Source organism: Adhaeribacter aquaticus DSM 16391, assembly GCF_000473365.1.
In the GTDB taxonomy this organism is placed as follows: domain Bacteria; phylum Bacteroidota; class Bacteroidia; order Cytophagales; family Hymenobacteraceae; genus Adhaeribacter; species Adhaeribacter aquaticus.
Map to the genome: position 1 here is coordinate 2263402 of NZ_KI421517.1, position 19668 is coordinate 2283069.

Consider the following 19668-nt stretch of genomic DNA (forward strand, 5'->3'; position numbering starts at 1 on the left):
AATTACAGGCATTAAGTGCTTTATTTTGGTTATTTTAATTCCAATTTGGCAAGTTCTTCCCGTAAGGCTGCCGCAATACTTTTAGCTTCTTGATTAAAAGCTTGAATAAGTATATTCACATCAGCCTTGCTATATTCGGGCTCATCTAATATCCTTTTCCCGATATTTATATACTCCAGCAAATTAGTAGCATCTAATAGATCAATATCAACTCTCATTTTATGGCCGAGAAAAATGAAGTCCGCTTTTCTTTTATCATTCAGAGTAGCAGCAAACTTATTTTTATACTCTTCCAGATTATCAATAATTATTTCCGCCAGCTTTCTCGCCTCCCGGTTACTTAAATCCTTCATCTCCTGCAACCTGTTCAAACTAAATGCAGGCTGTTTATTTATAACTGTAGCGGGGTCAAAAATTGTCAACTTAAGTTTTTCTTTATCCCGTAAAGCACGGCGCTTTTTAGAAGTGTAAAAAGCAATTTTGCTGTGCAACTCTTCTGGTTTAAAAGGCTTGCCCACAAAGTCGGTAAGACCAGATGATTCCATTTTTTCTACCAGGTCGTATTTGGCAGAAGCCGATAAAGCTATAATAGGTAATTGCTGGTACTTTATTTCAGGTAAATTACGAATCCAATGAGTGGTATCGTAACCATCCATGCCCGGCATTTGCAAATCCATCAGCACCAAATCAAAATCATGCTGATTTATTTTTTCTATAGCTTTTAGGCCCGATTCTGCTACTTCATATTCTATTCCCCAATCTTTAAAATATTGCTCTACCACAAATACATTAATGGGATTATCTTCAACTAAAAGTAGTTTAACGCCGGCAATGGATTCATCTGCCTGAATAACAATTTCATCAGAAACGGTTTTATTACCGGTAGCTTTTTTCAGCTTTAATATAAAGTTAAATTCTGAACCTTTGCCGGATTCACTTTTTACTTTAATCTTGCTGCCATACAAGCTTACTATTTTCTGGCTGATGGAAAGCCCTAAACCAGTGCCACCATATTTGGCATGTGTATCAGAAGTCCCCTGGGTAAATTCTTCAAATATAAGTTCCTGCCGTTCTTCCGGAATACCTATGCCGGTATCGGTTACTTTAAAAAGAACAGCAACTGCATCTTGTTTAGTACTCTTAACTTGTGCCGCAATTGTAACAGAACCCTTTTCGGTAAATTTAATGGCGTTACCCAACAGGTTGGTTATTACCTGCCCTATTTTAACGGAATCTCCTAGTAAAAAATCAGGTATACCCTCATCTATTTGTAATTGAAGAGCTAAGCCTTTTTCTTCAGCTTTTAAGTTATAACTGTAAAGAATACCGGATAATAAATCACGCAGATTAAACTCTTTTTCTTCCAGCGTAACCCGATTTGCTTCTATCTTACTTAAATCCAGAATATCATTAATGAGGTTTAACAGATTATCTGAAGACTGTTTAAGAATATTTAAATACTCCAGCTGACTTGAGGTTGGATGCGTTTTTAATAACAAATCGCTAATGCCAATAATAGCATTTAAAGGCGTCCGGATTTCGTGACTAATAGTAGAAATAAATTCTGCTTTAATCTGGGTAGCCTCTTCGGCTTTACGTTTAGCATGCAGAAGTTCCTGTTCGTATTTTTTACGGTCAGTTATATTAAAAACTGTAGTCCGATACAGAATTGGTTTACCGGCTTCGTCTTTTAATTGGGTGGTACTTACCAGGACCGGTAAAGGTATCCGCTCCTTAGAAAGCAGATCAAAGTTTATTTCATTAGCAAAACCCTGCATTTTAAGCAGGGGTGCGTAATGTGTCTCATAGAAAATCTTCCCACCTATGGGTAATAGTTCCTGAAATTTTTTAACGTTAAGTACTTCCGCCCGCTCAAACCCCAACCAGTTTAGCAAAGTATGGTTAATTTTTACAATAGTACCGTTTGGCAAAAGCGATAAGTAACCACACGGTGCGTGCTCGTATAGGTCCTCGGCGCTTTCCTCTATTACTTCTGTATAATCCAACTAGCTAACCTCCTCAACTTTACTCATGAACAATGTTTGGTTCTGCAGAAATTTCTTTATAGCCTGAATGGTTTCTTCTGGGGCACTTAAGTTGGGGCAGTGGCCGGTAGCTTCTAAAACCATCATTTCGCTATCCGGCAAATGCTGATGCATATACTCTCCTACCGACATGGGTGCAATAACATCTTCGGAGCATTGCAGGATCAAAGACTTGGTTTTTAATTTAGATAAATCGGCTCGGTTGTCAGAGAGAAAAGTAACCCGGGCAAAGTCTTTGGCTATTTCCGGGTTGGTACGGCAAAAACTATTAGTTAACTCTTCCCCTAATTCAGGACGGTTTGGATTGCCCATAATAACAGGAGCCATGGCACTTGACCACCCTAAATAATTACTATCCAGTGATTCCAGTAAACCATCAATATCTTCTGAAGAAAACCCTCCTTCATAATTTCCGTCATTAATATAACGAGGCGAAGGGCCAACTAATACTAATTTATCGAATAGGGTAGGCTCTTTAATGGCTGCTAAAACGCCAATCATGGAACTTACCGAGTGGCCCACAAAAATAACATTGGTAAGATCTAACTCCTGGCAAATTTCCAGCACATCTTCAGCATAACCTTTCAGGGAATTATACCTGGTTTGGTTATAGGCGGTAATGTCAGATTTGCCAAAACCTACGTGATCAAATAAAATTATCTGGTAATCATTTTCGAAGGCAGGCGTAATCAGACGCCACATATTTTGATCGCAACCGTAGCCATGCGCAAAAAGCATGGGCTGCTTTCCTTTACCACTAATTGTTACATTATTACGTTTAAGTACATCCATGGCATTAGTTTTAAAAGAAAAATAAGAACTTGATATAATCCCAAGTTGGCCATTTTATATAAATAAGGCAAACAGGAGAACAAAATTAGGTTTAAATACTGAATTAGTACAGAGGTTTAACCTAGTTTATATTATTTCTATTATTGTTTACCCACCAGCTGTAATTCTAAAATTATGAGGAATTAGCTGTAGTATCTGTCCATTATCCAAAAAACTTAGCCCACCCCCAAAGCCAACTTTTTTATTAAAGCTTACTTACCGACGGCTTTGGATTATATCATCAGGTTCAGGAAAACGAATTTTAATCTGGCAGCAAATTTCCTTTGCTTATGCAAAAATTCAGAAACCTTGTTTTTTAGTTATGAAAGAAAATTATTCTTTATCAATCTGGTTTAGCTGCTCTATACCTCCTGCTGAAGGACATATATACCGCCAGGTTGGAAGCATCCACAACTTGGGCAAAAAGAATGGTCAGACTTATAGAAGACACTCTCAATAGCAAAAATAAAACAACACCAGCTTAAACAAGCTCCTTATGTTTTACTAATCAACTACAGCCTTTAACATTCTAAGTAATTACTAAGTTCAAACTGATACTTACAGGCATCCTTTACTAATCCTTCTGGACTTATTTCAACAATCTGCATCCGATATTCAGGCAAAATAAAAATTGATACTACAGGCAACTAGTGGTTTACTTTATTTACCTAGCTCATGCAACTAAAACTTCATTAGCAGGGTCATTATAAAAAAAACATCATGAAAAATTTATTGTTCTTGTTTTGCCTTGTTGGAGCTTTATTATCTTGTAAAAAAGAAACCTCGGAGATTTTTGCAAAGGAAGTTACCTTACGGGTAAACAGTTATAGACAAAACTGCCAGGGAGAAGGAGTATTAAACTGCTACTTAGTACAGGATGGAAAAAAAATAGGAACTCAGAATTGGGACCTTTTTTACAATGAAATTGAAGGGTTTGATTATGAAGAAGGGTTTATATATGATTTGAAAGTAAGAAAAGAAAATGTCCCTAACCCGCCCGCTGATGGCTCTAGTTTTAAATACAAGCTTATTAAAATTCTGAATAAACAAAAGGTTTGAAATTAGAAGCAACAGCGGCCCAACAACCAAAGCTAAATAAATTATATTAGTAACTTTACTACTAACTAAATTATTAATAATGCCTACTTCCATGCCCGCTACCCTAAGGCCTTTCTACCAATTGGAGCTCGAAGCCTATAGAAAACAGTACGCAACCGGAAACCTATACCAGGCCTGGAACCATCTGGAGAGAGCTCATGTAATTGGCCAGGCGTATCCGGTTGAACACAGCCAGGTGCATGGGCTGATGTTAATATTTGGATTTAAAACCAAAAATATAAAGGAAACACTTGGGCAAATTCCGAGGCTGCTTTTGGGTGGTATAAAATCTTTTGCCGGGAAAATACCAGTTGGTAATACTGGTGGTTCCAATATTCCTCCCTTAAAACCCTTGCCCATTCAGGATGATATTAAAGAAATTTTTAGAAAAGCCGGTGTTAATAGGTAATATTTAAAGTTTTCCTATCCAACTTATTTATTAGATAGCCCGATTGGCTTAAACAAGCATTACTATAAACGATGGTTGATTGCTAAATAAATACATTTACCAGGTGGCAATTAATTTACGATCTCTTCATCTACTTTGCCTCACTTGTATCACATTCAAGTTAATTTTCCCATCTGTCATATTCTTATACCTTTGCAGCCCAAGCAACCGTTAATGACTCGCCTTTTTGAATTATACCGCAACGCATTTGGGGGTTTATCAAAGCCTACCTGGATGCTGGCCGCCATGATGCTGATAAACCGCAGTGGTGCCATGGTAATACCTTTTTTAAGCGTATATTTAACCGAGGCCTTACACTTAAATTTAAAGCAAGCTGGTATAGTTCTTAGTTTATTTGGTTTGGGTGCTATGGGCGGAGCCTTTTTAGGCGGTTGGCTTACAGACCGGGTAGGGCATTTTAAGGTGCAACTCTGGAGTTTGATAATAAGCGGTTTCTTGTTTTTTGTATTAGCTCAGGTAACGGATTATACCCTTTTTGCAGCCGGCATCTTATTAGTGAGTACGGTAAGCGAGTGCCTGCGACCAGCAAACTCTTCATCAGTGGCTTATTATGCCAAACCAGAAAACCTAACCCGCGCTTATTCTTTAAACCGAATGGCCATGAACCTGGGATTTTCTATTGGTCCGGCTTTAGCAGGTTTACTTGCCACTATTTCTTATCAATGGCTTTTCATGGCTGACGGCATTACTTGTCTGGCCGCCGGACTTTTCTTTTATTTTTACTTCCGGCACCAACAAGGTTACCGGCCAGAGAAAAATCAACCGCATGCGGTTCTTGTAAAAGCCCCATCTCCGTACCAGGATTCAAAGTTTTTTTTATTTGCTTTACTATGCGGCATTTATGCATTAGTGTTTTTTCAGTTACTTTCTACATTACCGCTCTATTACCGGCAGGTATATAAACTTTCTGAAGCCAACATTGGTCTTCTGCTGGCATTGAACGGAATGATTGTTTTCTTGTCGGAAATGATTGTGGTGTATGTGGCTGGTAATCGTTTTAAACTATGGCAATTAATAGCTTCCGGAGTTTTTTTGATAGGAGTTTCTTTTATGATCCTGAACCTGATAGAAGCAACAGGAATTTTAATTTTATCCATGGCTATATTGAGCTTTTCAGAAATTCTAGCCATGCCTTTTATGGCAACTATTCCGGTTCAACGATCAACTGATCAAAACCGGGGAGCATATATTGGCTTATACAACCTAGCCTACTCTTCTGCCTTTATTCTGGGCCCTTTTTTAGGTACCAATATTATTGCTTTTTGGGGTTTTACCACGCTTTGGTGGGGAAGCGGCATCCTTTCTTTACTAACTACCGGCGCTATTTATTGGCTCGTAAAAAACATGCAACAGGAAAAAACAAGGACTGAATCAGCATCCCGACAGGTCATTTAATAATGGCTCCTTTCATAATTATTTTCTTATAATTCAACTCCACTTTATTACCACCCGATCTGTAAGGAAACCTAAGGATTTGTTTACTAAAACAACTTTCTTACCTTTGCGGCAAGATTGGTGGTTTGCTTTGCCTCCGCAGAGTAAATCTTAAAAGGGAATCAGGTTAAAGCCTGAGCTGTTCCCGCAACTGTATTCTTCCTTGTAAAGTTGGTTTATCCTAAACGCCACTGTTCTGTAACAAACGGAATGGGAAGGCCAAACCAACCGAAGAAAGCCAGGAGACCTGCCATCTTATTATATTATTTAAAGCTTTCGGGTAAAAAGCAGCAAATATTCTCGTGCGATTTAGTATTCTCACCAGACTACCAGGCTCCCTTTTATCCATTCGTTTTGCCTAATAAGGCATTTTTTAGTTAAAATGGGTCGGAGAAAATTTTTTATCTTTTTATTTTTATGGTTTACCAGTTACATAGCCTGGAGCCAATCCGATTCTTTGGCCGGGAAACAACTCCGTACCGTAGAAATTGTGGGACACCCGGTAGCACGCTACGCCGCCGGCAGTCGCTTACAAGAAATAGATAGCCTTTTTCTAAAAGTTTATAATGCTTCCAACTTAGGAGAAGTCCTGCAGTATCAAACTCCCATTTACTTAAAAAGCTACGGAAACAATATGCTGGCCACCGCTGCCTTCCGGGGTACTTCGGCTAGCCAGACTGCTGTACTTTGGCATGGCTTTAATATAAACCAACCTACCTTAGGCCAAACAGATTTTTCAACTATTCCAGCAACTGCATTTTCCCAAGTAACCGTACAACACGGTTCGGCAGGGGCAAATTATGGGACGGGAGCAATTGGTGGGGCTATATTGCTCTCCTCTCCTATAATCTGGAATAAAGGTTTGAAATTAAGAGCTCAGCAGGATGTAGGTTCTTTTGGCCACACCTTCACCAACATTGGCGGCGGTTACAGCAATCAAAAAATCAGCATTCAAACCAGTTTATTTCAGCAACAGGCCCGTAACGATTTTGAGTTTGTAAACTTTACCAAAGCTTCTAAACCAACCGAAAAACAGGCCAATGCTGCCACCGAGCAAAAAGGCTTTACCCAGGATATTCACCTGAAATTGAATAAAACTAATACTTTCTCTATTAGAAGCTGGTTTACCGGCAACAATAATCAAAGCCAACCCAACATGGTGCAGGCAAATAGTAATGCTCGCCGGCGCGACGAAAACCTTCGGCTTATGGCTGAGTGGAACCATGCTGCTTTGTTGGGTATAAGTACGTTCCGAATAGCTTATTTCCGTGACTTTATGCACTACCAGGATGACAACACCAACTCCTTGACTGCCATAAATCAGTACCAGGCACAAGCCGAACACATCGTAAATATAAAGCACAACCTTTCGTTAAAATTCGGGAGCGAATTCCAACATTTTTCCGGAGAGGTTTCGGGATATGGCAAGCCTGTTTCAGAAAATAGGGGGGCCGCATTTGGATGGCTCCGGTATAACCCGAAGCCCAGATTACAGCTTAGCTTAAATGTACGACAAGCCTTGGTACAAGGCTTTAACCCTCCACTTACGCCTACCGCAGGTTTTAATTATTACCTGCTAAGCAACCCTGCTTCTGCTTTAATATTTAAAGGTAATATAAGCCGGGGTTACCGGGTACCCACTTTAAATGATCGGTTTTGGCCTACCGGTAACAAGAACCTGAAACCGGAAAACAGTTGGAATTATGAAAGCGGTTTTCAGCATACCCTAAAGACTAACCAATTACAAGTAACGTCTGAAGTTACCCTATTTCATTTAGTAGTAGATAATTATATTCAATGGATTGCCGGACCTATGGGTACTGCCTGGTCGCCGGTTAACCTTAAAAAAGTAGAAACAAATGGAGTAGAGTTTTCAACGGAAGCCTCCTATAAATTACCAGTTGCGCGGCTGACCTTAGGTACTACCTATGGATACACCAGCGCCCAACTACAAAAAAGCTACTTTGATACCGGCGAGCCGTTACAGAAACAATTAATTTATGTGCCCAAGCATACTGCTAAAGTATATGCCTCTCTTTTACATCGAAATTGGGTTGCTTCTTCAAACCTGATTTTTAACAGCAACCGCTTTACTACTCCCGCAAATACGCGGTGGTTACCTGCATTTACCTTATTGAATATGGCTGTTGGTAAAACCTGGCAGGTTTCTAAATACCAACTACAAGTAGTTGGCAAAGTAAATAATGTGGCCAACCAAGCTTACCAAACTTATGAATACTATGCAATGCCTGGGCGGAATTACAGCCTGAGTGTGCGCTTTACCTTTAATTAAATACAATAAATTCAACATGAAAAAACAGTCTTTTCTTACCCGAATCCTTTTAGGAGGTTTCTTATTAGCCAATACTTTCCTTTTCACCAGTTGCGAAAAAAATACCGAAGGCCCTAAGGGCTCCTATGAAAAAGGGGTATTTGTAGTGAACGAAGGGGCATTTGGTAAAGGTAATGGTGCCATTAGCTTTTATAATCCTTCTTCCAAAGCTACAGAAACGGACATTTTTTATTCTGTAAATAATCGTCCGCTCGGCGATGTGGTACAGTCTATGACCATTTTCAATGAGAAAGCTTATGTGGTTGTTAATAACAGCAATAAAATTGAAATAACCGATGCTAACACTTTTAAATCAGTTGGCAGCATAGAAGGTTTAAAATTGCCTCGTTATTTTACGGTAGCTAATAATAAAGGCTATGTAACCGAATGGGTAGCTTTTTCGGGCAACGGTCGGGTAAGTGTAATAAACTTAGCAAACAATACGGTTACTAAAACCATAGAAGTTGGTGCTTTACCGGAGCGTTTAGTAGTAGTAAATAATAAATTATATGTTACCAATTCTAACAGTAATACCGTTTCGGTTATTAATACCGCTACTGATGTCGTTGAAACAACCATTACCGTAGGTGATTCTCCTAATAGCCTGGCCGTTGACGCCAATAATAAAATATGGGTGCTGGCAGGCGGTAAAACCGCTTATAACAGTGATTGGTCAGTTGATGTAGCCGCCAGCACCGCCGGCAGTTTATCACGGATTAATACCAGCACAAACGCAGTAGAAGCCACCTTGCCTTTTGCAACTAAAACAGGCTCACCTAATAGTTTAACCAGTAACAAAGAGAAAAACAAATTCTATTATAAAGCTGCCGGTAAAGTATATCAGTTAGATATTACAGCTACCTCTTTGCCTACCACTGCCTTTATTAATCGTAACTTTTATGGTTTAGGGGTTGATCCCAATACTAATATTATTTATGGTGCACTTGCGGGTTCTTTTACGGCCGACAGTAAAGCTATCCGTTACAATACCAACGGTACAGCTATTGATTCGTTTGCTACCGCCATTGGTCCGAACGGCTTTATATTTAAATAATTCTTTATACTAAAAAAGGCCGGGCCTGCTAATTAACTAGCGGCCCGGCCTTTTTTATGTTTTGTTTTCTTATCTATATTTATTTTTTATCCGCCATGCCATCATTATCCCGATCATGGACGCCCTTATCGCCATCAGTTCGTTCATAGGCATTATCCATATCCACCGTATCAGTGCTTATTTGCGCTGAGCTTTTCCCATTAACATTATGTTCCGTTGGATCTTTGTCTTTCGCATCGCTTTCTTCAACACTAACCTCCCCTTCACTGGTACCTGTACTGCAGGCTCCCATACTTACTGATACACCTATCAGGAAAGCTAAGCCAATGGTTTTTATTTTTTCAGATAGTATTTTCATAGTCTTATTTATTGTTGTTTTCAGTTCATGCTGATTAAAGCAGCAACTATACTTTAGCCTTACCGGTAGTTTACGCACACCCCAATAGTTTAGTTAATTTGTACCGTCAGGAAATACGCAAGTAAGGCGTTTCACAAAAAATGCTTTGTTCCTATCTATATATTTTTTAATACTTTCGTTTAATTAAAAGTACTACTCAACAATTATGACCATGGGTAAACGAAGAATTGCACCCAAAACCTATTTTAATAAAAAAGAGCTGCAGCGAAACCTAATAGTCCTTTTTATGCTCAGCTTTTTTATTTCAACTGCCCTTATCGTTTATTTATTTGGCATGACGGAAGGTTTTTTTAGCCGGTTATTCTGGTGTATGTTAGTTATTTTTATATTATCGGCTACTACTGTTTTAGGTATAATTCCGTTGGTAAATAAAATAACCCAGAAATGGCCTAGATAACGATTCGTAACTTATTATTTCCTTTTTTTGCTGATGGCTTTAACAACACAAGTACTTCATATAAAAAACATGGTTTGCCCCAGGTGTATCAGCACCGTAACCCGTGTTTTGCAAAAGGCAGGATTAGAAGTAAATCAGGTTACCTTAGGAGAGGCTACTGTTGCCTTACCGAAAGATTATGCCAATTTCAACCAAGTAAATTCTGATTTATTGCAAGAAGGGTTTGAACTAATAGCCGACCCGGAAAAGCAGGTATCTGAAAAAATAAAAACAATTTTAATCGACTATTTAGAACATTATCAAACTAATTACGAGCCTGTTACTACTTCCAGCTTTCTTTCCGAGAAAACAGGAATACCTTACCCGCAGCTAAGTAAAATTTTCTCACGCCAGGAAAACATTACTATAGAGAAATATTTTATTAAACTTAAAATAGAGAAAGTAAAAGAACTGCTTAGCTACGGGCAATTAACGTTAAGCGAAATAGCCTTTAACCTAAAGTACAGCAGTGTTCAGCACCTTTCCAACCAGTTTAAAAAAGTAACAGGTATTTCTGTCAGCGAATACAAACATGCGGCAACCCCTTCGCGCAATTCGTTGGATGCCCTTATTTAACAATTATTTTTAATTCTTTCATGGCTATAAAAGTTATGAAACCTGACAACTTATAAAGCTGGCTTAGAATTTGTATCTATTTTAGATAAATTTCGGAATCGACTTATTCGTGGCAAGGATATTTCCGTAAAAGAATAAGATATATAAAAACTAAGGAAATGAATATCAAGGGGCTGAGTTGGGTTGTTGGAGTAACTTTTTTATTTTTACTGGCTGGCACTACTATGGCGCAGAAAGGACAAACGCATGCAAGTGCTCCCGTTCATTCGCATAAAGCGCATCATGGTGGCACAGTAAAATCTGTAGGCGATTATCATATAGAACTGGTAGAAGATAGAGGCAAGTATGTTGTTTACCTGCTGGATATGCACGAGCATAGTATTCCTTTACGCGGTGTTTCGGGCATGGCTATTTTACGGGATAATGATCGTACCCTAGGTTCACAGAATTTAATACCGGTTGCTAATACTCATTTTGAATTACCAGTACAAGGGTTAACCCCCACAGCCATAATTATTAACTTAAACATTAAAGGGCAAAGCTTAATAGCTAAATTTGATAAAAATCAGGCTACGGCTTTAAATTATTTTTGCCCGCAGAAATGTGCAGGCAGTGAAAGTAGCCTTCCGGGCACTTGTCCTAAATGTGGTACAGCCTTAATTGATAGAAGATTAGTAGCTAAATAAATTTCAGTACTTTACCCCCGCTAACTTGGTAATAGCTATTTGTTTTTATGGTGCATTCACCTAATCATTGCCATCATCATGCTCCTCCGGCACATATAACCAGAGCTTTTATTATAGGAATTTTCTTAAATCTACTATATGTTATAACCGAAGCCGGAGCTGGTTGGTACTATAATTCGTTAGCGTTGCTATCGGATGCAGGCCATAATTTAAGTGATGTATTTAGCCTGGCTCTGGCACTTACAGCCATCAAGCTATCTCAAAAAAAACCAAACAACCAATACACCTTTGGTTACAGCAAATCAACAACCTTAGCCTCTCTATTTAATGCTATTATATTATTAATAGCTATGGGCGCAATTGGTTGGGAAGCTATTTCTCGTTTTGGCGAAGCTCAAGCCTTAAATGGAAAATCTATAGCAATTGTTTCTGGTGTAGGGATTTTGATTAATACGTTTACTGCTCTTCTTTTCCTAAAAGAAAAGAACCATGACATCAACATAAAAGGTGCCTATTTACACATGGCGGCTGATGCGTTGGTTTCCTTAGGAGTAGTAATAGCTGGTATCGTTATTTTTTATACAGGTTGGCTGTGGGTTGACTCCATAACAAGTATCCTGATAATTCTGGTAATTGTGGCCAGTACTTGGAATTTATTTAAAGAATCGTTGCGTCTAAGTTTGGATGGCGTACCCAAATCGGTAAATGTGAAGGAAGTAAGGCAATATTTAGAGAATTTACATGGTGTAGCCGAAGTACATGATTTGCATATCTGGGCAATGAGTACAACCGATACTTCTTTAACAGCACATGTGGTCGTGAAAGACAAGCAGCAAAAAAACTTACTTCCCGGCATCCACGATGACTTATTCCATAAATTCAAAATTGCCCATGCTACTATTCAGATAGAGGAATTTGGTAATAAGGAACAATGCCTTCATACCCATTAAAATAAAAAACGTTATGAGCCGCAAAGTATCATGAGAATTACAAAATTTAGAATTTTGAGTCTTTTAAGTATGACAAAAATAAATTTTTACCTTTTTTCGTTATATGATAAGTGCCTATTTAAATTTTATCTAAATTAATCTAAACCAAAAGATGTGGGTTTACATCTTTTGTTTATACTCAAATAATATCTAATTTCGCCCCAAATATTAAAATTTAGCAGACAAAATGGAAACAACAGAAGGACTGCAATTACCATCCGATTATTTACCTATATTAATACAATTTGCCGCCGCTTTAGGCTTTGTACTTTTTGCCATTATAGTTACGCACTTAATTGGCCCCAAACGCCATTCTAAAGTAAAAGATGCTGCCTGGGAATGTGGAGTAGAATCTGTAGGAAATGCCCGTACGCCGGTATCTTACAAATACTTCATGACGGCTATTCTTTTTGTACTTTTTGATGTTGAGGTAATTTTCTTATACCCTTGGGCTGTAAATTTCCGGGGCTTGGGCATGGACGGTTTTATTCAAATGATCGTATTCATGGCCATGCTGATGTTAGGCTTTTACTACGTGATTAAAAAGGGTATCCTGAACTGGGAATAGTCTGGATTATTATAAATCCAGGAAAACTTTTATGCTGATAATTGTGTTTAGGATTTAGGATATTTCCTATTTTAAACGCTAAAACAGAAACAGACATGAGTGATATAAAAATGGTAGATGCGCCGGAAGGCGTAGAAGGAGCTGGTTTCTTTGCTACTTCTTTGGAAAAAGTAGTTGGTATTGCCCGTAGTAATTCTCTTTGGCCATTGCCTTTTGCTACTTCCTGCTGCGGTATTGAATTTATGGCGACCATGGGTTCGCATTACGATATTGCACGCTTTGGTTCCGAGCGCCCTAGCTTTTCGCCCCGTCAGGCCGATTTGTTAATGGTAATGGGAACGATTGCAAAGAAAATGGCTCCTATTGTAAAACAAGTTTATGAACAAATGGCTGAGCCACGTTGGGTGTTAGCCATGGGGGCTTGTGCTTGTTCTGGTGGTATTTTCGATACCTATAGTGTTTTACAAGGCATTGACCGCATTATCCCGGTTGACGTGTATATTCCAGGTTGCCCTCCTCGTCCGGAGCAGGTACTAGATGGTTTAATGCAGGTACAGGAATTAGCCAAAAACGAATCGTTACGTCGCCGGAACTCACCGGAGTATCAGGAACTATTAGCTTCTTACAATATTAAATAACTAATGGCCGAGCAAGGGTTAACCAACGAACAAGTTTTAGAAAATATTACCGCGAAGTTTGGCGAGGCCATTTTTGATGCGCACGAGCCGTATGGTCTTTTAACCATTACGACTACCCGCGACCAAATTATTCCGCTTTTAACGCATTTATACAACGATGCGACCTTAAAAATGAATTTTCTCACTTCTTTGTGCGGCATTCATTATCCGGAAAATAAAGATCAGGAACTGGGCGTGATTTACCATGTGCACAGCCTGGTGCATAATGTACGCTTACGCATTAAAATATTCTTCCCGATTGAAGACCCGGTGGTACCAACCGCCACGAATCTTTACGCCACTGCCAACTGGATGGAACGTGAAACTTTCGATTTTTATGGTGTTCAATTCGAAGGTCACCCAAATCTTATCCGTATTTTAAATGTGGAAGATATGACCTACCACCCAATGCGGAAAGAATATCCATTGGAAGATGGCACCCGTGAAGACAAAGTAGACGTGTTCTTTGGACGATAGTAATTAGAGGCTAGCTATTAGTGATTGATAAAAAAACAAGAATAGCTGAACAAATAAAGAACCAATAGTTGAATGTTGAAGGTGTTAGCTTAAATATTTCAAAATATCTAAACTAACAACTAAACACTAAAAACTACCAACTATAAACAAATGGCAGAATTTACAACAGAGGAAACAGTGAAAACAAATCAGGGATTAGATAGGATTCCGGATTCACTGCCTGCTCAATATAACGAAAACGAACGTGAACTTACCACGCTGAACCTGGGGCCTACGCACCCGGCTACGCACGGTATTTTCCAGAATATATTACAGATGGACGGTGAGAAGATTGTTTCGGGTGTTCCGACAATCGGCTATATTCACCGGGCTTTCGAAAAAATTGCAGAACGTCGTCCGTTCTACCAGATTACCCCGCTTACCGACCGCATGAACTACTGCTCCTCCCCTATTAACAACATGGGCTGGTGGATGACAGTAGAAAAGTTATTAGGTGTAAAAACACCGAAGCGGGCCGATTACATCCGGGTAATTGTAATGGAACTGGCGCGTATTGCCGACCACTTAATTTGTAATTCTATTCTGGGTGTGGATTCTGGTGCTTTTACCGGTTTCTTATACGTATTTCAGGAGCGGGAAAAAATTTACGAGATTTACGAAGAAATCAGTGGTGCCCGTTTAACAACTAATATGGGTCGCATTGGTGGCATAGAGCGCGATTTATCGCCGGTTGCTATTCATAAGCTACGCGAGTGGATTGCCGGATTCCCGAAAGTAATGAAAGAGTTCGAATCGATGTTTACCCGCAACCGCATATTTGTGGACCGGATAAAAGGGGTTGGCCCGATGACCGCAGAACGTGCTTTAAACTACGGTTTTACCGGACCAAATTTGCGGGCAGCTGGCGTAGATTACGATGTGCGCGTAATGAATCCATATTCTTCTTACCAAGATTTTGATTTTGAAGTTCCGGTAGGTACAACCGGCGATACCTACGATCGGTTTATGGTTCGTAACGAAGAAATCTGGCAAAGCTTCCGCATTATTCAGCAAGCATTAGAAAACTTACCCGAAGGACCATTCCACGCCGATGCGCCGGAATACTTTTTACCGCCTAAGCAGGCCGTGTATAAAAACATGGAAGCTTTAATCTATCACTTTAAAATTATTATGGGTGAGATTGAAGCACCGGTGGGTGAAGTTTATCATTCGGTAGAAGGTGGAAACGGAGAGTTAGGATTTTATTTAGTGAGTGATGGTGGCCGTACGCCCTACCGCTTACACTTCCGTCGCCCTTGCTTTATATATTACCAGGCTTACCCTGAAATGGTAGTAGGCTCGCAATTATCAGATGCTATCTTAATTTTAAGTAGCATGAACGTAATTGCTGGAGAATTAGACGCTTAAAACTAATAGATTCAGCCAAGGGCTCTTAAATAGCATTTGGCTGGAATTCCTTATAGAATAAATGGAAGGAACACAAACACAAAACGAAGTACAATTTTCTGAAAAGGCCATGGCCGAAATCAGAAGATATATTTCACATTATCCGGAAGACCGGAAAAAGTCAGCTATTCTTCCTATCCTGCACATTGCCCAGGCCGAATTTGGCGGATGGGTAAGCCCGCAGGTACAGGATAAAGTAGCTGAGATTTTAGATATCCAGCCAATTGAGGTATACGAAGTTTCGTCTTTTTATACCATGTTCAACTTGAAACCGGTTGGCAAACACGTGCTGGAAGTATGCCGCACCGGCCCTTGCATGTTGCGCGGAGCTGACCATTTAATTGAGCACTTAGAAAACCGTTTGGGTTGCCACGTAGGCGAGAACAGTGCCGACGGCATGTTTACCTTAAAAACAGTAGAGTGCCTAGCTGCCTGCGGAATGGGCCCAATGTTGCAAATCCGGGAGAAGTATTACGAGAACCTGGACCCGCAGAAAATGGACCAACTGCTGGACGATTTAAGAAAAGAATAGATTTAGTTTCTGCTACCTGAACAAGGCAGCGGATTATATAAAAAGAATATTGTAGAAAGATATTCGACTAGCGAAAGGCTAAACAACAATGGGACTAAAAATATTAACTGAACATATAAACGTACCAGGCATTAATACACTGGAAACCTACCGCAAAATGGGTGGTTACCGGAGTGTAGAGAAAGCCCTGAAAACCATGACGCCCGACGAAGTGGTGGAGGAAGTGAAGAAGTCTGGTTTGCGTGGTCGGGGTGGTGCCGGTTTCCCAACTGGTATGAAGTGGAGCTTTTTGGCAAAGCCGGAAGGCAAACCACGTTACCTGGTATGCAACGCCGACGAATCAGAACCTGGCACTTTCAAAGACCGGGTGTTGATGGAGAAAATTCCGCACGCTTTGATTGAAGGTATGATTACCTCCAGCTATGCTTTAGGTGCGCGTACTTCCTATATCTATATCCGTGGCGAATTAATGTTCGTGCTGCGCATATTAGAAAAAGCAATTGCCGAGTGTTATGCTGCCGGTTTATTAGGCGAAAACATTCTGGGTTCTGGTTACTCTTTAGATTTACACGTGCACCCGGGTGGTGGCGCTTATATCTGCGGTGAAGAAACGGCTTTATTGGAATCACTGGAAGGTAAACGCGGCAACCCGCGTAACAAGCCTCCTTTCCCGGCGGTTTGGGGTCTTTACGGCTGCCCTACTGTGGTGAATAACGTAGAGTCAATTGCTTCTGTGCCCTGGATAGTAAATAATACCGGTGAAGAATATGCAAAGATTGGGGTTGGTAGAAGTACCGGTACTAAATTAATTTCGGCTTCTGGTCATATCAACAACCCGGGCGTTTACGAAATTGAATTAGGCTTACCGGTAGAAGAATTCTTGTTCTCCGACGAGTATTGCGGTGGTATCTGGAAAGGCCGGAAATTTAAAGCTATTGTAGCTGGTGGTTCTTCGGTGCCGATTTTACCAGGTGAATTGTTTTTGAAAACAGCCGAAGGTACACCACGGGTCATGACTTATGAATCACTTTCTGAAGGTGGATTTGTGAGCGGTACCATGTTAGGTTCGGGTGGTTTTATTGTGATGGATGATACCACTTGTATTGTGCGTAACACTTGGAACTTTTCCCGGTTCTATCACCACGAATCGTGCGGACAGTGCAGCCCTTGCCGTGAAGGAACCGGCTGGATGGAGAAAATTCTTCACCGCATTGAGCACGGCCATGGCCATATGCACGATATAGATTTATTAGTAAATGTGTCGAAACAAATTGAAGGAAATACCATCTGCCCGTTGGGTGATGCAGCAGCCTGGCCGGTAGCTAGTGCCGTACGTCATTTCCGTCATGAGTTTGAATGGCACGTGAAACATCCGGAAAAAGCTACGGCGCCGGGTGCCGTTTACAGCGGAGCTGAAGATTTAGCTTTTGCTTAATTAAATTAGTTTGACTTAAGTAGTCTCAAGAGACGAAAATAAATAAAGGAATATTTAGAATGGCTAAAATAACTTTTGACGGTATTGAGGTGGAAGTTCCGGATGGAACGTCCATTCTGAATGCTGCCCGCAAAATTGGTGGCAATGTAGTGCCGCCGGCCATGTGTTACTATACGCCCTTAAAAGGCAGCGGTGGTAAATGCCGCGCTTGTCTGGTGAAAGTAACTGCTGGTTCTGCAAAAGATCCTCGTCCGATGCCTAAACTGGTTGCATCTTGCGTGACGCCGGTTCAGGATGGAATGGTGGTAGAAAACACCTTATCGCCTCAGGTAATGGAAGCCCGCAAAGGCGTAGTGGAAATGTTATTGATCAACCACCCGCTGGATTGCCCGGTTTGCGACCAGGCTGGTGAGTGCGATTTACAAAACTTCTCCTACGCCCATGGTACTTCCGGTACACGGTTCGAAGAAGAGCGCCGTACGTTCGAGCGGAAAGACATTGGTCCGTTAATTCAGCTGCACATGAACCGTTGTATTTTGTGCTACCGCTGCGTTTATACCGCCGACCAGATTACGGATAAGCGAGTGCACGGGGTACTAGGCCGGGGCGATGCTGCTGAAATTGGCACGTACATCGAGAATGCCATTGATAATGACTTCTCTGGTAATGTAATTGATGTTTGCCCGGTAGGAGCTTTAACCGATAAAACATTCCGGTTCAAAAACCGCGTGTGGTTTACCAAACCGGTAGATGCACACCGCGATTGTCCGAAATGTGCCGGTAAAGTAGTATTGTGGATGCGTGGTTCGGATGTATTACGCGTTACAGGTCGCAAAAACGAATACGGCGAACTAGTAGATTTTATCTGCAACGAATGTCGGTTTGAGAAAAAAGAAGTAGCTGATTGGACGATTGATGGCCCACGTCATATACCGCGTGCCTCCGTTATTTCTGCAAATCATTACGAATTACCGGTTATTAATCCGCAAGTGATTGCTGATTTACCCGAAAGTACGACCAAAGAATTACAAATTATTCCGAGACCTTTCTAAAGAAGCATGGAGATCCCAGCATTAGCCATACAGGCCTTAATTATACTTGCCATTTTTGGTATTACGCTTTTAATTGCCACCTACTGCACCTGGGCCGAGCGCCGTATTGCCGGTTTCCTGCAAGATCGTCCGGGCCCAAACCGGGTAGGTCCATGGGGTTTAGGTCAGCCATTAGCCGACGCCGTAAAGTTGTTTTTTAAAGAAGAATTCATCCCGGCTACTGCTAATAAATGGTTATTTATTGCTGGTCCGTCCCTGGCTATGTTAACAGCCTTAATGAGCAGCGCGGTAGTACCTTTTGGTAACACTATTTTATCCGATGAATTTGGTGCTATCCGCATCCAGGGCATTGAGGTAAACATTGGTATGTTATACATTTTCGGGGTGGTTTCCTTAGGTGTGTATGGTATCATGATTGGTGGCTGGGCTTCCAATAATAAGTTTTCGTTGTTAGGAGCTATCCGGGCGGCTTCCCAGAACATCAGCTACGAAATAGCATTAGGTCTTTCGCTTATTGCGGTACTGATGATGACCGGAACCTTATCGTTACGCGAAATTGCCTTACAACAAGCGGAACCTTTATTTGGCATTTCCGGCATGAACTGGAATATTTTTTATCAGCCTTTAGGTTTCATCATCTTTTTAACCTGTGCTTTTGCGGAAACCAACCGAACACCTTTTGACTTACCTGAATCGGAAGCGGAATTAGTGGGTGGTTACCATACAGAGTATGGCTCGATGAAATTAGGTTTGTATTTATTTGCGGAATATGTAAATATAATTGTAGTATCTGCGGTAATGAGTACGCTGTATTTCGGCGGTTTTAATTTCCCGTTCCAGAATGAAATTGGTGCTTTACTTTCGAGTGATCCCAAAGTAGCGCATAATATCATTACGGTTATGGGTATTGGCGTATTCTTCCTGAAGATCTTTGCATTTATCTTTTTCTTTATGTGGGTTCGCTGGACGTTACCTCGTTTCCGCTATGACCAATTATTGAATTTGGGTTGGAAAGGACTGATTCCCCTTTCCATTATAAATATTATTTTAACGGGTACTGCTATTTTATTATCTGAACATTTCGGATGGTAAGCGGCACCTGGTGTTTTAAAA

General features: G+C 40.5%; 20 protein-coding genes and 1 riboswitch. Of the genes, 17 read left to right on the forward strand and 3 right to left on the reverse strand.

Annotation, left to right across the window (positions count from 1 at the left end):
• Window positions 1-29: 29 nt before the first annotated feature.
• Both ADHAQ_RS0112020 and ADHAQ_RS25475 read right to left on the reverse strand, forming a co-directional pair.
• Window positions 30-2006: a PAS domain-containing hybrid sensor histidine kinase/response regulator gene (locus ADHAQ_RS0112020; RefSeq protein WP_026463145.1), complete on the reverse strand. Its 1977-nt coding sequence runs from the start codon at window positions 2004-2006 to the stop codon at window positions 30-32.
• The gene (locus tag ADHAQ_RS25475) at window positions 2007-2837 is read right to left on the reverse strand and encodes an alpha/beta fold hydrolase (RefSeq protein WP_051359878.1); all 831 of its coding nucleotides are present in this window, start codon (window positions 2835-2837) and stop codon (window positions 2007-2009) included. It lies immediately after the preceding gene.
• Window positions 2838-3596: 759 nt separating this feature from the next.
• Between ADHAQ_RS25475 and ADHAQ_RS0112030 the strand changes: the two genes are divergently transcribed.
• From ADHAQ_RS0112030 to ADHAQ_RS25480, 5 genes are all read left to right on the forward strand, one after another.
• Window positions 3597-3935 carry a DUF4377 domain-containing protein gene (locus ADHAQ_RS0112030; RefSeq protein WP_026463146.1) on the forward strand — a complete coding sequence of 113 codons (339 nt, stop codon included), beginning with the start codon at window positions 3597-3599 and terminating at the stop codon, window positions 3933-3935.
• A gap of 79 nt (window positions 3936-4014) precedes the next feature.
• Complete coding sequence (locus ADHAQ_RS0112035) at window positions 4015-4383, forward strand: DUF3703 domain-containing protein (RefSeq protein WP_034256781.1); 369 nt, start codon at window positions 4015-4017, stop codon at window positions 4381-4383.
• Window positions 4384-4596: 213 nt separating this feature from the next.
• Window positions 4597-5838 (forward strand): MDR family MFS transporter, encoded by a 1242-nt coding sequence (locus tag ADHAQ_RS0112040; RefSeq protein ID WP_026463148.1) that lies wholly within the window; start codon window positions 4597-4599, stop codon window positions 5836-5838.
• Window positions 5839-5938: 100 nt separating this feature from the next.
• Window positions 5939-6146, forward strand: a riboswitch (cobalamin riboswitch).
• A gap of 113 nt (window positions 6147-6259) precedes the next feature.
• A complete protein-coding gene (locus tag ADHAQ_RS0112045) occupies window positions 6260-8170 on the forward strand; it encodes a TonB-dependent receptor plug domain-containing protein (protein ID WP_026463149.1) in 1911 nt (636 codons plus the stop codon).
• 16 nt (window positions 8171-8186) lie between these two features.
• A complete protein-coding gene (locus tag ADHAQ_RS25480) occupies window positions 8187-9263 on the forward strand; it encodes a YncE family protein (protein ID WP_051359879.1) in 1077 nt (358 codons plus the stop codon).
• A gap of 79 nt (window positions 9264-9342) precedes the next feature.
• Here the strand turns inward: ADHAQ_RS25480 and ADHAQ_RS0112055 are convergent, their stop codons facing one another.
• Window positions 9343-9621: a hypothetical protein gene (locus ADHAQ_RS0112055; RefSeq protein WP_026463150.1), complete on the reverse strand. Its 279-nt coding sequence runs from the start codon at window positions 9619-9621 to the stop codon at window positions 9343-9345.
• Window positions 9622-9832: 211 nt separating this feature from the next.
• On the opposite strand from ADHAQ_RS0112055, the gene ADHAQ_RS0112060 reads away from it, so the two are divergent.
• The 12 genes from ADHAQ_RS0112060 to nuoH all read left to right on the forward strand — a co-directional run bounded on the left by ADHAQ_RS0112060 (window position 9833) and on the right by nuoH (window position 19647).
• On the forward strand, window positions 9833-10078 hold the full coding sequence (locus tag ADHAQ_RS0112060; RefSeq protein WP_157433405.1) for a DUF2798 domain-containing protein: 246 nt from the start codon (window positions 9833-9835) through the stop codon (window positions 10076-10078).
• Between the two features lie 33 nt (window positions 10079-10111).
• Entirely contained in the window at window positions 10112-10693 is a 582-nt protein-coding gene (locus ADHAQ_RS25485) for a helix-turn-helix domain-containing protein (RefSeq protein WP_034256782.1), read from the forward strand.
• A gap of 158 nt (window positions 10694-10851) precedes the next feature.
• Window positions 10852-11379 carry a heavy metal-binding domain-containing protein gene (locus tag ADHAQ_RS27245; protein ID WP_026463152.1) on the forward strand — a complete coding sequence of 176 codons (528 nt, stop codon included), beginning with the start codon at window positions 10852-10854 and terminating at the stop codon, window positions 11377-11379.
• Window positions 11380-11426: 47 nt separating this feature from the next.
• On the forward strand, window positions 11427-12329 hold the full coding sequence (locus tag ADHAQ_RS25495) for a cation diffusion facilitator family transporter (protein WP_051359880.1): 903 nt from the start codon (window positions 11427-11429) through the stop codon (window positions 12327-12329).
• A 226-nt stretch (window positions 12330-12555) separates the two neighbouring features.
• Window positions 12556-12936, forward strand: a complete 381-nt coding sequence (locus tag ADHAQ_RS0112080) for an NADH-quinone oxidoreductase subunit A (RefSeq protein ID WP_026463153.1) — start codon at window positions 12556-12558, stop codon at window positions 12934-12936.
• Window positions 12937-13031: 95 nt separating this feature from the next.
• A complete protein-coding gene (locus ADHAQ_RS0112085; protein WP_026463154.1) occupies window positions 13032-13574 on the forward strand; it encodes an NADH-quinone oxidoreductase subunit B in 543 nt (180 codons plus the stop codon).
• A 3-nt stretch (window positions 13575-13577) separates the two neighbouring features.
• Window positions 13578-14090 (forward strand): NADH-quinone oxidoreductase subunit C, encoded by a 513-nt coding sequence (locus ADHAQ_RS0112090; RefSeq protein WP_026463155.1) that lies wholly within the window; start codon window positions 13578-13580, stop codon window positions 14088-14090.
• A gap of 150 nt (window positions 14091-14240) precedes the next feature.
• A complete protein-coding gene (locus ADHAQ_RS0112095; protein WP_034256783.1) occupies window positions 14241-15497 on the forward strand; it encodes an NADH-quinone oxidoreductase subunit D in 1257 nt (418 codons plus the stop codon).
• Window positions 15498-15558: 61 nt separating this feature from the next.
• Entirely contained in the window at window positions 15559-16068 is a 510-nt protein-coding gene (locus tag ADHAQ_RS0112100; RefSeq protein WP_026463157.1) for an NADH-quinone oxidoreductase subunit NuoE family protein, read from the forward strand.
• Between the two features lie 88 nt (window positions 16069-16156).
• Window positions 16157-17503 (forward strand): NADH-quinone oxidoreductase subunit NuoF, encoded by a 1347-nt coding sequence (gene nuoF, locus ADHAQ_RS0112105; protein ID WP_026463158.1) that lies wholly within the window; start codon window positions 16157-16159, stop codon window positions 17501-17503.
• Between the two features lie 59 nt (window positions 17504-17562).
• A complete protein-coding gene (locus tag ADHAQ_RS0112110; protein ID WP_026463159.1) occupies window positions 17563-18555 on the forward strand; it encodes an NADH-quinone oxidoreductase subunit G in 993 nt (330 codons plus the stop codon).
• Window positions 18556-18561: 6 nt separating this feature from the next.
• A complete protein-coding gene (gene nuoH / locus ADHAQ_RS0112115) occupies window positions 18562-19647 on the forward strand; it encodes an NADH-quinone oxidoreductase subunit NuoH (RefSeq protein ID WP_026463160.1) in 1086 nt (361 codons plus the stop codon).
• Window positions 19648-19668: the final 21 nt, after the last annotated feature.

Excerpts from the sequence above, each read along its gene's own strand:
- ADHAQ_RS25475 (WP_051359878.1), bottom strand. The coding sequence starts at position 2,837 with ATGGATGTACTTAAACGTAATAATGTAACAATTAGTGGTAAAGGAAAG.
- ADHAQ_RS0112040 (WP_026463148.1), top strand. The coding sequence starts at position 4,597 with ATGACTCGCCTTTTTGAATTATACCGCAACGCATTTGGGGGTTTATCA.
- ADHAQ_RS0112060 (WP_157433405.1), top strand. The coding sequence starts at position 9,833 with ATGGGTAAACGAAGAATTGCACCCAAAACCTATTTTAATAAAAAAGAG.
- ADHAQ_RS0112100 (WP_026463157.1), top strand. The coding sequence starts at position 15,559 with ATGGAAGGAACACAAACACAAAACGAAGTACAATTTTCTGAAAAGGCC.
- ADHAQ_RS25480 (WP_051359879.1), top strand. The coding sequence starts at position 8,187 with ATGAAAAAACAGTCTTTTCTTACCCGAATCCTTTTAGGAGGTTTCTTA.
- ADHAQ_RS0112080 (WP_026463153.1), top strand. The coding sequence starts at position 12,556 with ATGGAAACAACAGAAGGACTGCAATTACCATCCGATTATTTACCTATA.
- ADHAQ_RS25495 (WP_051359880.1), top strand. The coding sequence starts at position 11,427 with ATGGTGCATTCACCTAATCATTGCCATCATCATGCTCCTCCGGCACAT.
- ADHAQ_RS0112090 (WP_026463155.1), top strand. The coding sequence starts at position 13,578 with ATGGCCGAGCAAGGGTTAACCAACGAACAAGTTTTAGAAAATATTACC.
- ADHAQ_RS0112055 (WP_026463150.1), bottom strand. The coding sequence starts at position 9,621 with ATGAAAATACTATCTGAAAAAATAAAAACCATTGGCTTAGCTTTCCTG.
- nuoF (WP_026463158.1), top strand. The coding sequence starts at position 16,157 with ATGGGACTAAAAATATTAACTGAACATATAAACGTACCAGGCATTAAT.
- ADHAQ_RS0112030 (WP_026463146.1), top strand. The coding sequence starts at position 3,597 with ATGAAAAATTTATTGTTCTTGTTTTGCCTTGTTGGAGCTTTATTATCT.
- ADHAQ_RS0112035 (WP_034256781.1), top strand. The coding sequence starts at position 4,015 with ATGCCTACTTCCATGCCCGCTACCCTAAGGCCTTTCTACCAATTGGAG.
- ADHAQ_RS0112110 (WP_026463159.1), top strand. The coding sequence starts at position 17,563 with ATGGCTAAAATAACTTTTGACGGTATTGAGGTGGAAGTTCCGGATGGA.
- nuoH (WP_026463160.1), top strand. The coding sequence starts at position 18,562 with ATGGAGATCCCAGCATTAGCCATACAGGCCTTAATTATACTTGCCATT.
- ADHAQ_RS0112095 (WP_034256783.1), top strand. The coding sequence starts at position 14,241 with ATGGCAGAATTTACAACAGAGGAAACAGTGAAAACAAATCAGGGATTA.
- ADHAQ_RS0112045 (WP_026463149.1), top strand. The coding sequence starts at position 6,260 with ATGGGTCGGAGAAAATTTTTTATCTTTTTATTTTTATGGTTTACCAGT.
- ADHAQ_RS0112085 (WP_026463154.1), top strand. The coding sequence starts at position 13,032 with ATGAGTGATATAAAAATGGTAGATGCGCCGGAAGGCGTAGAAGGAGCT.
- ADHAQ_RS25485 (WP_034256782.1), top strand. The coding sequence starts at position 10,112 with ATGGCTTTAACAACACAAGTACTTCATATAAAAAACATGGTTTGCCCC.
- ADHAQ_RS27245 (WP_026463152.1), top strand. The coding sequence starts at position 10,852 with ATGAATATCAAGGGGCTGAGTTGGGTTGTTGGAGTAACTTTTTTATTT.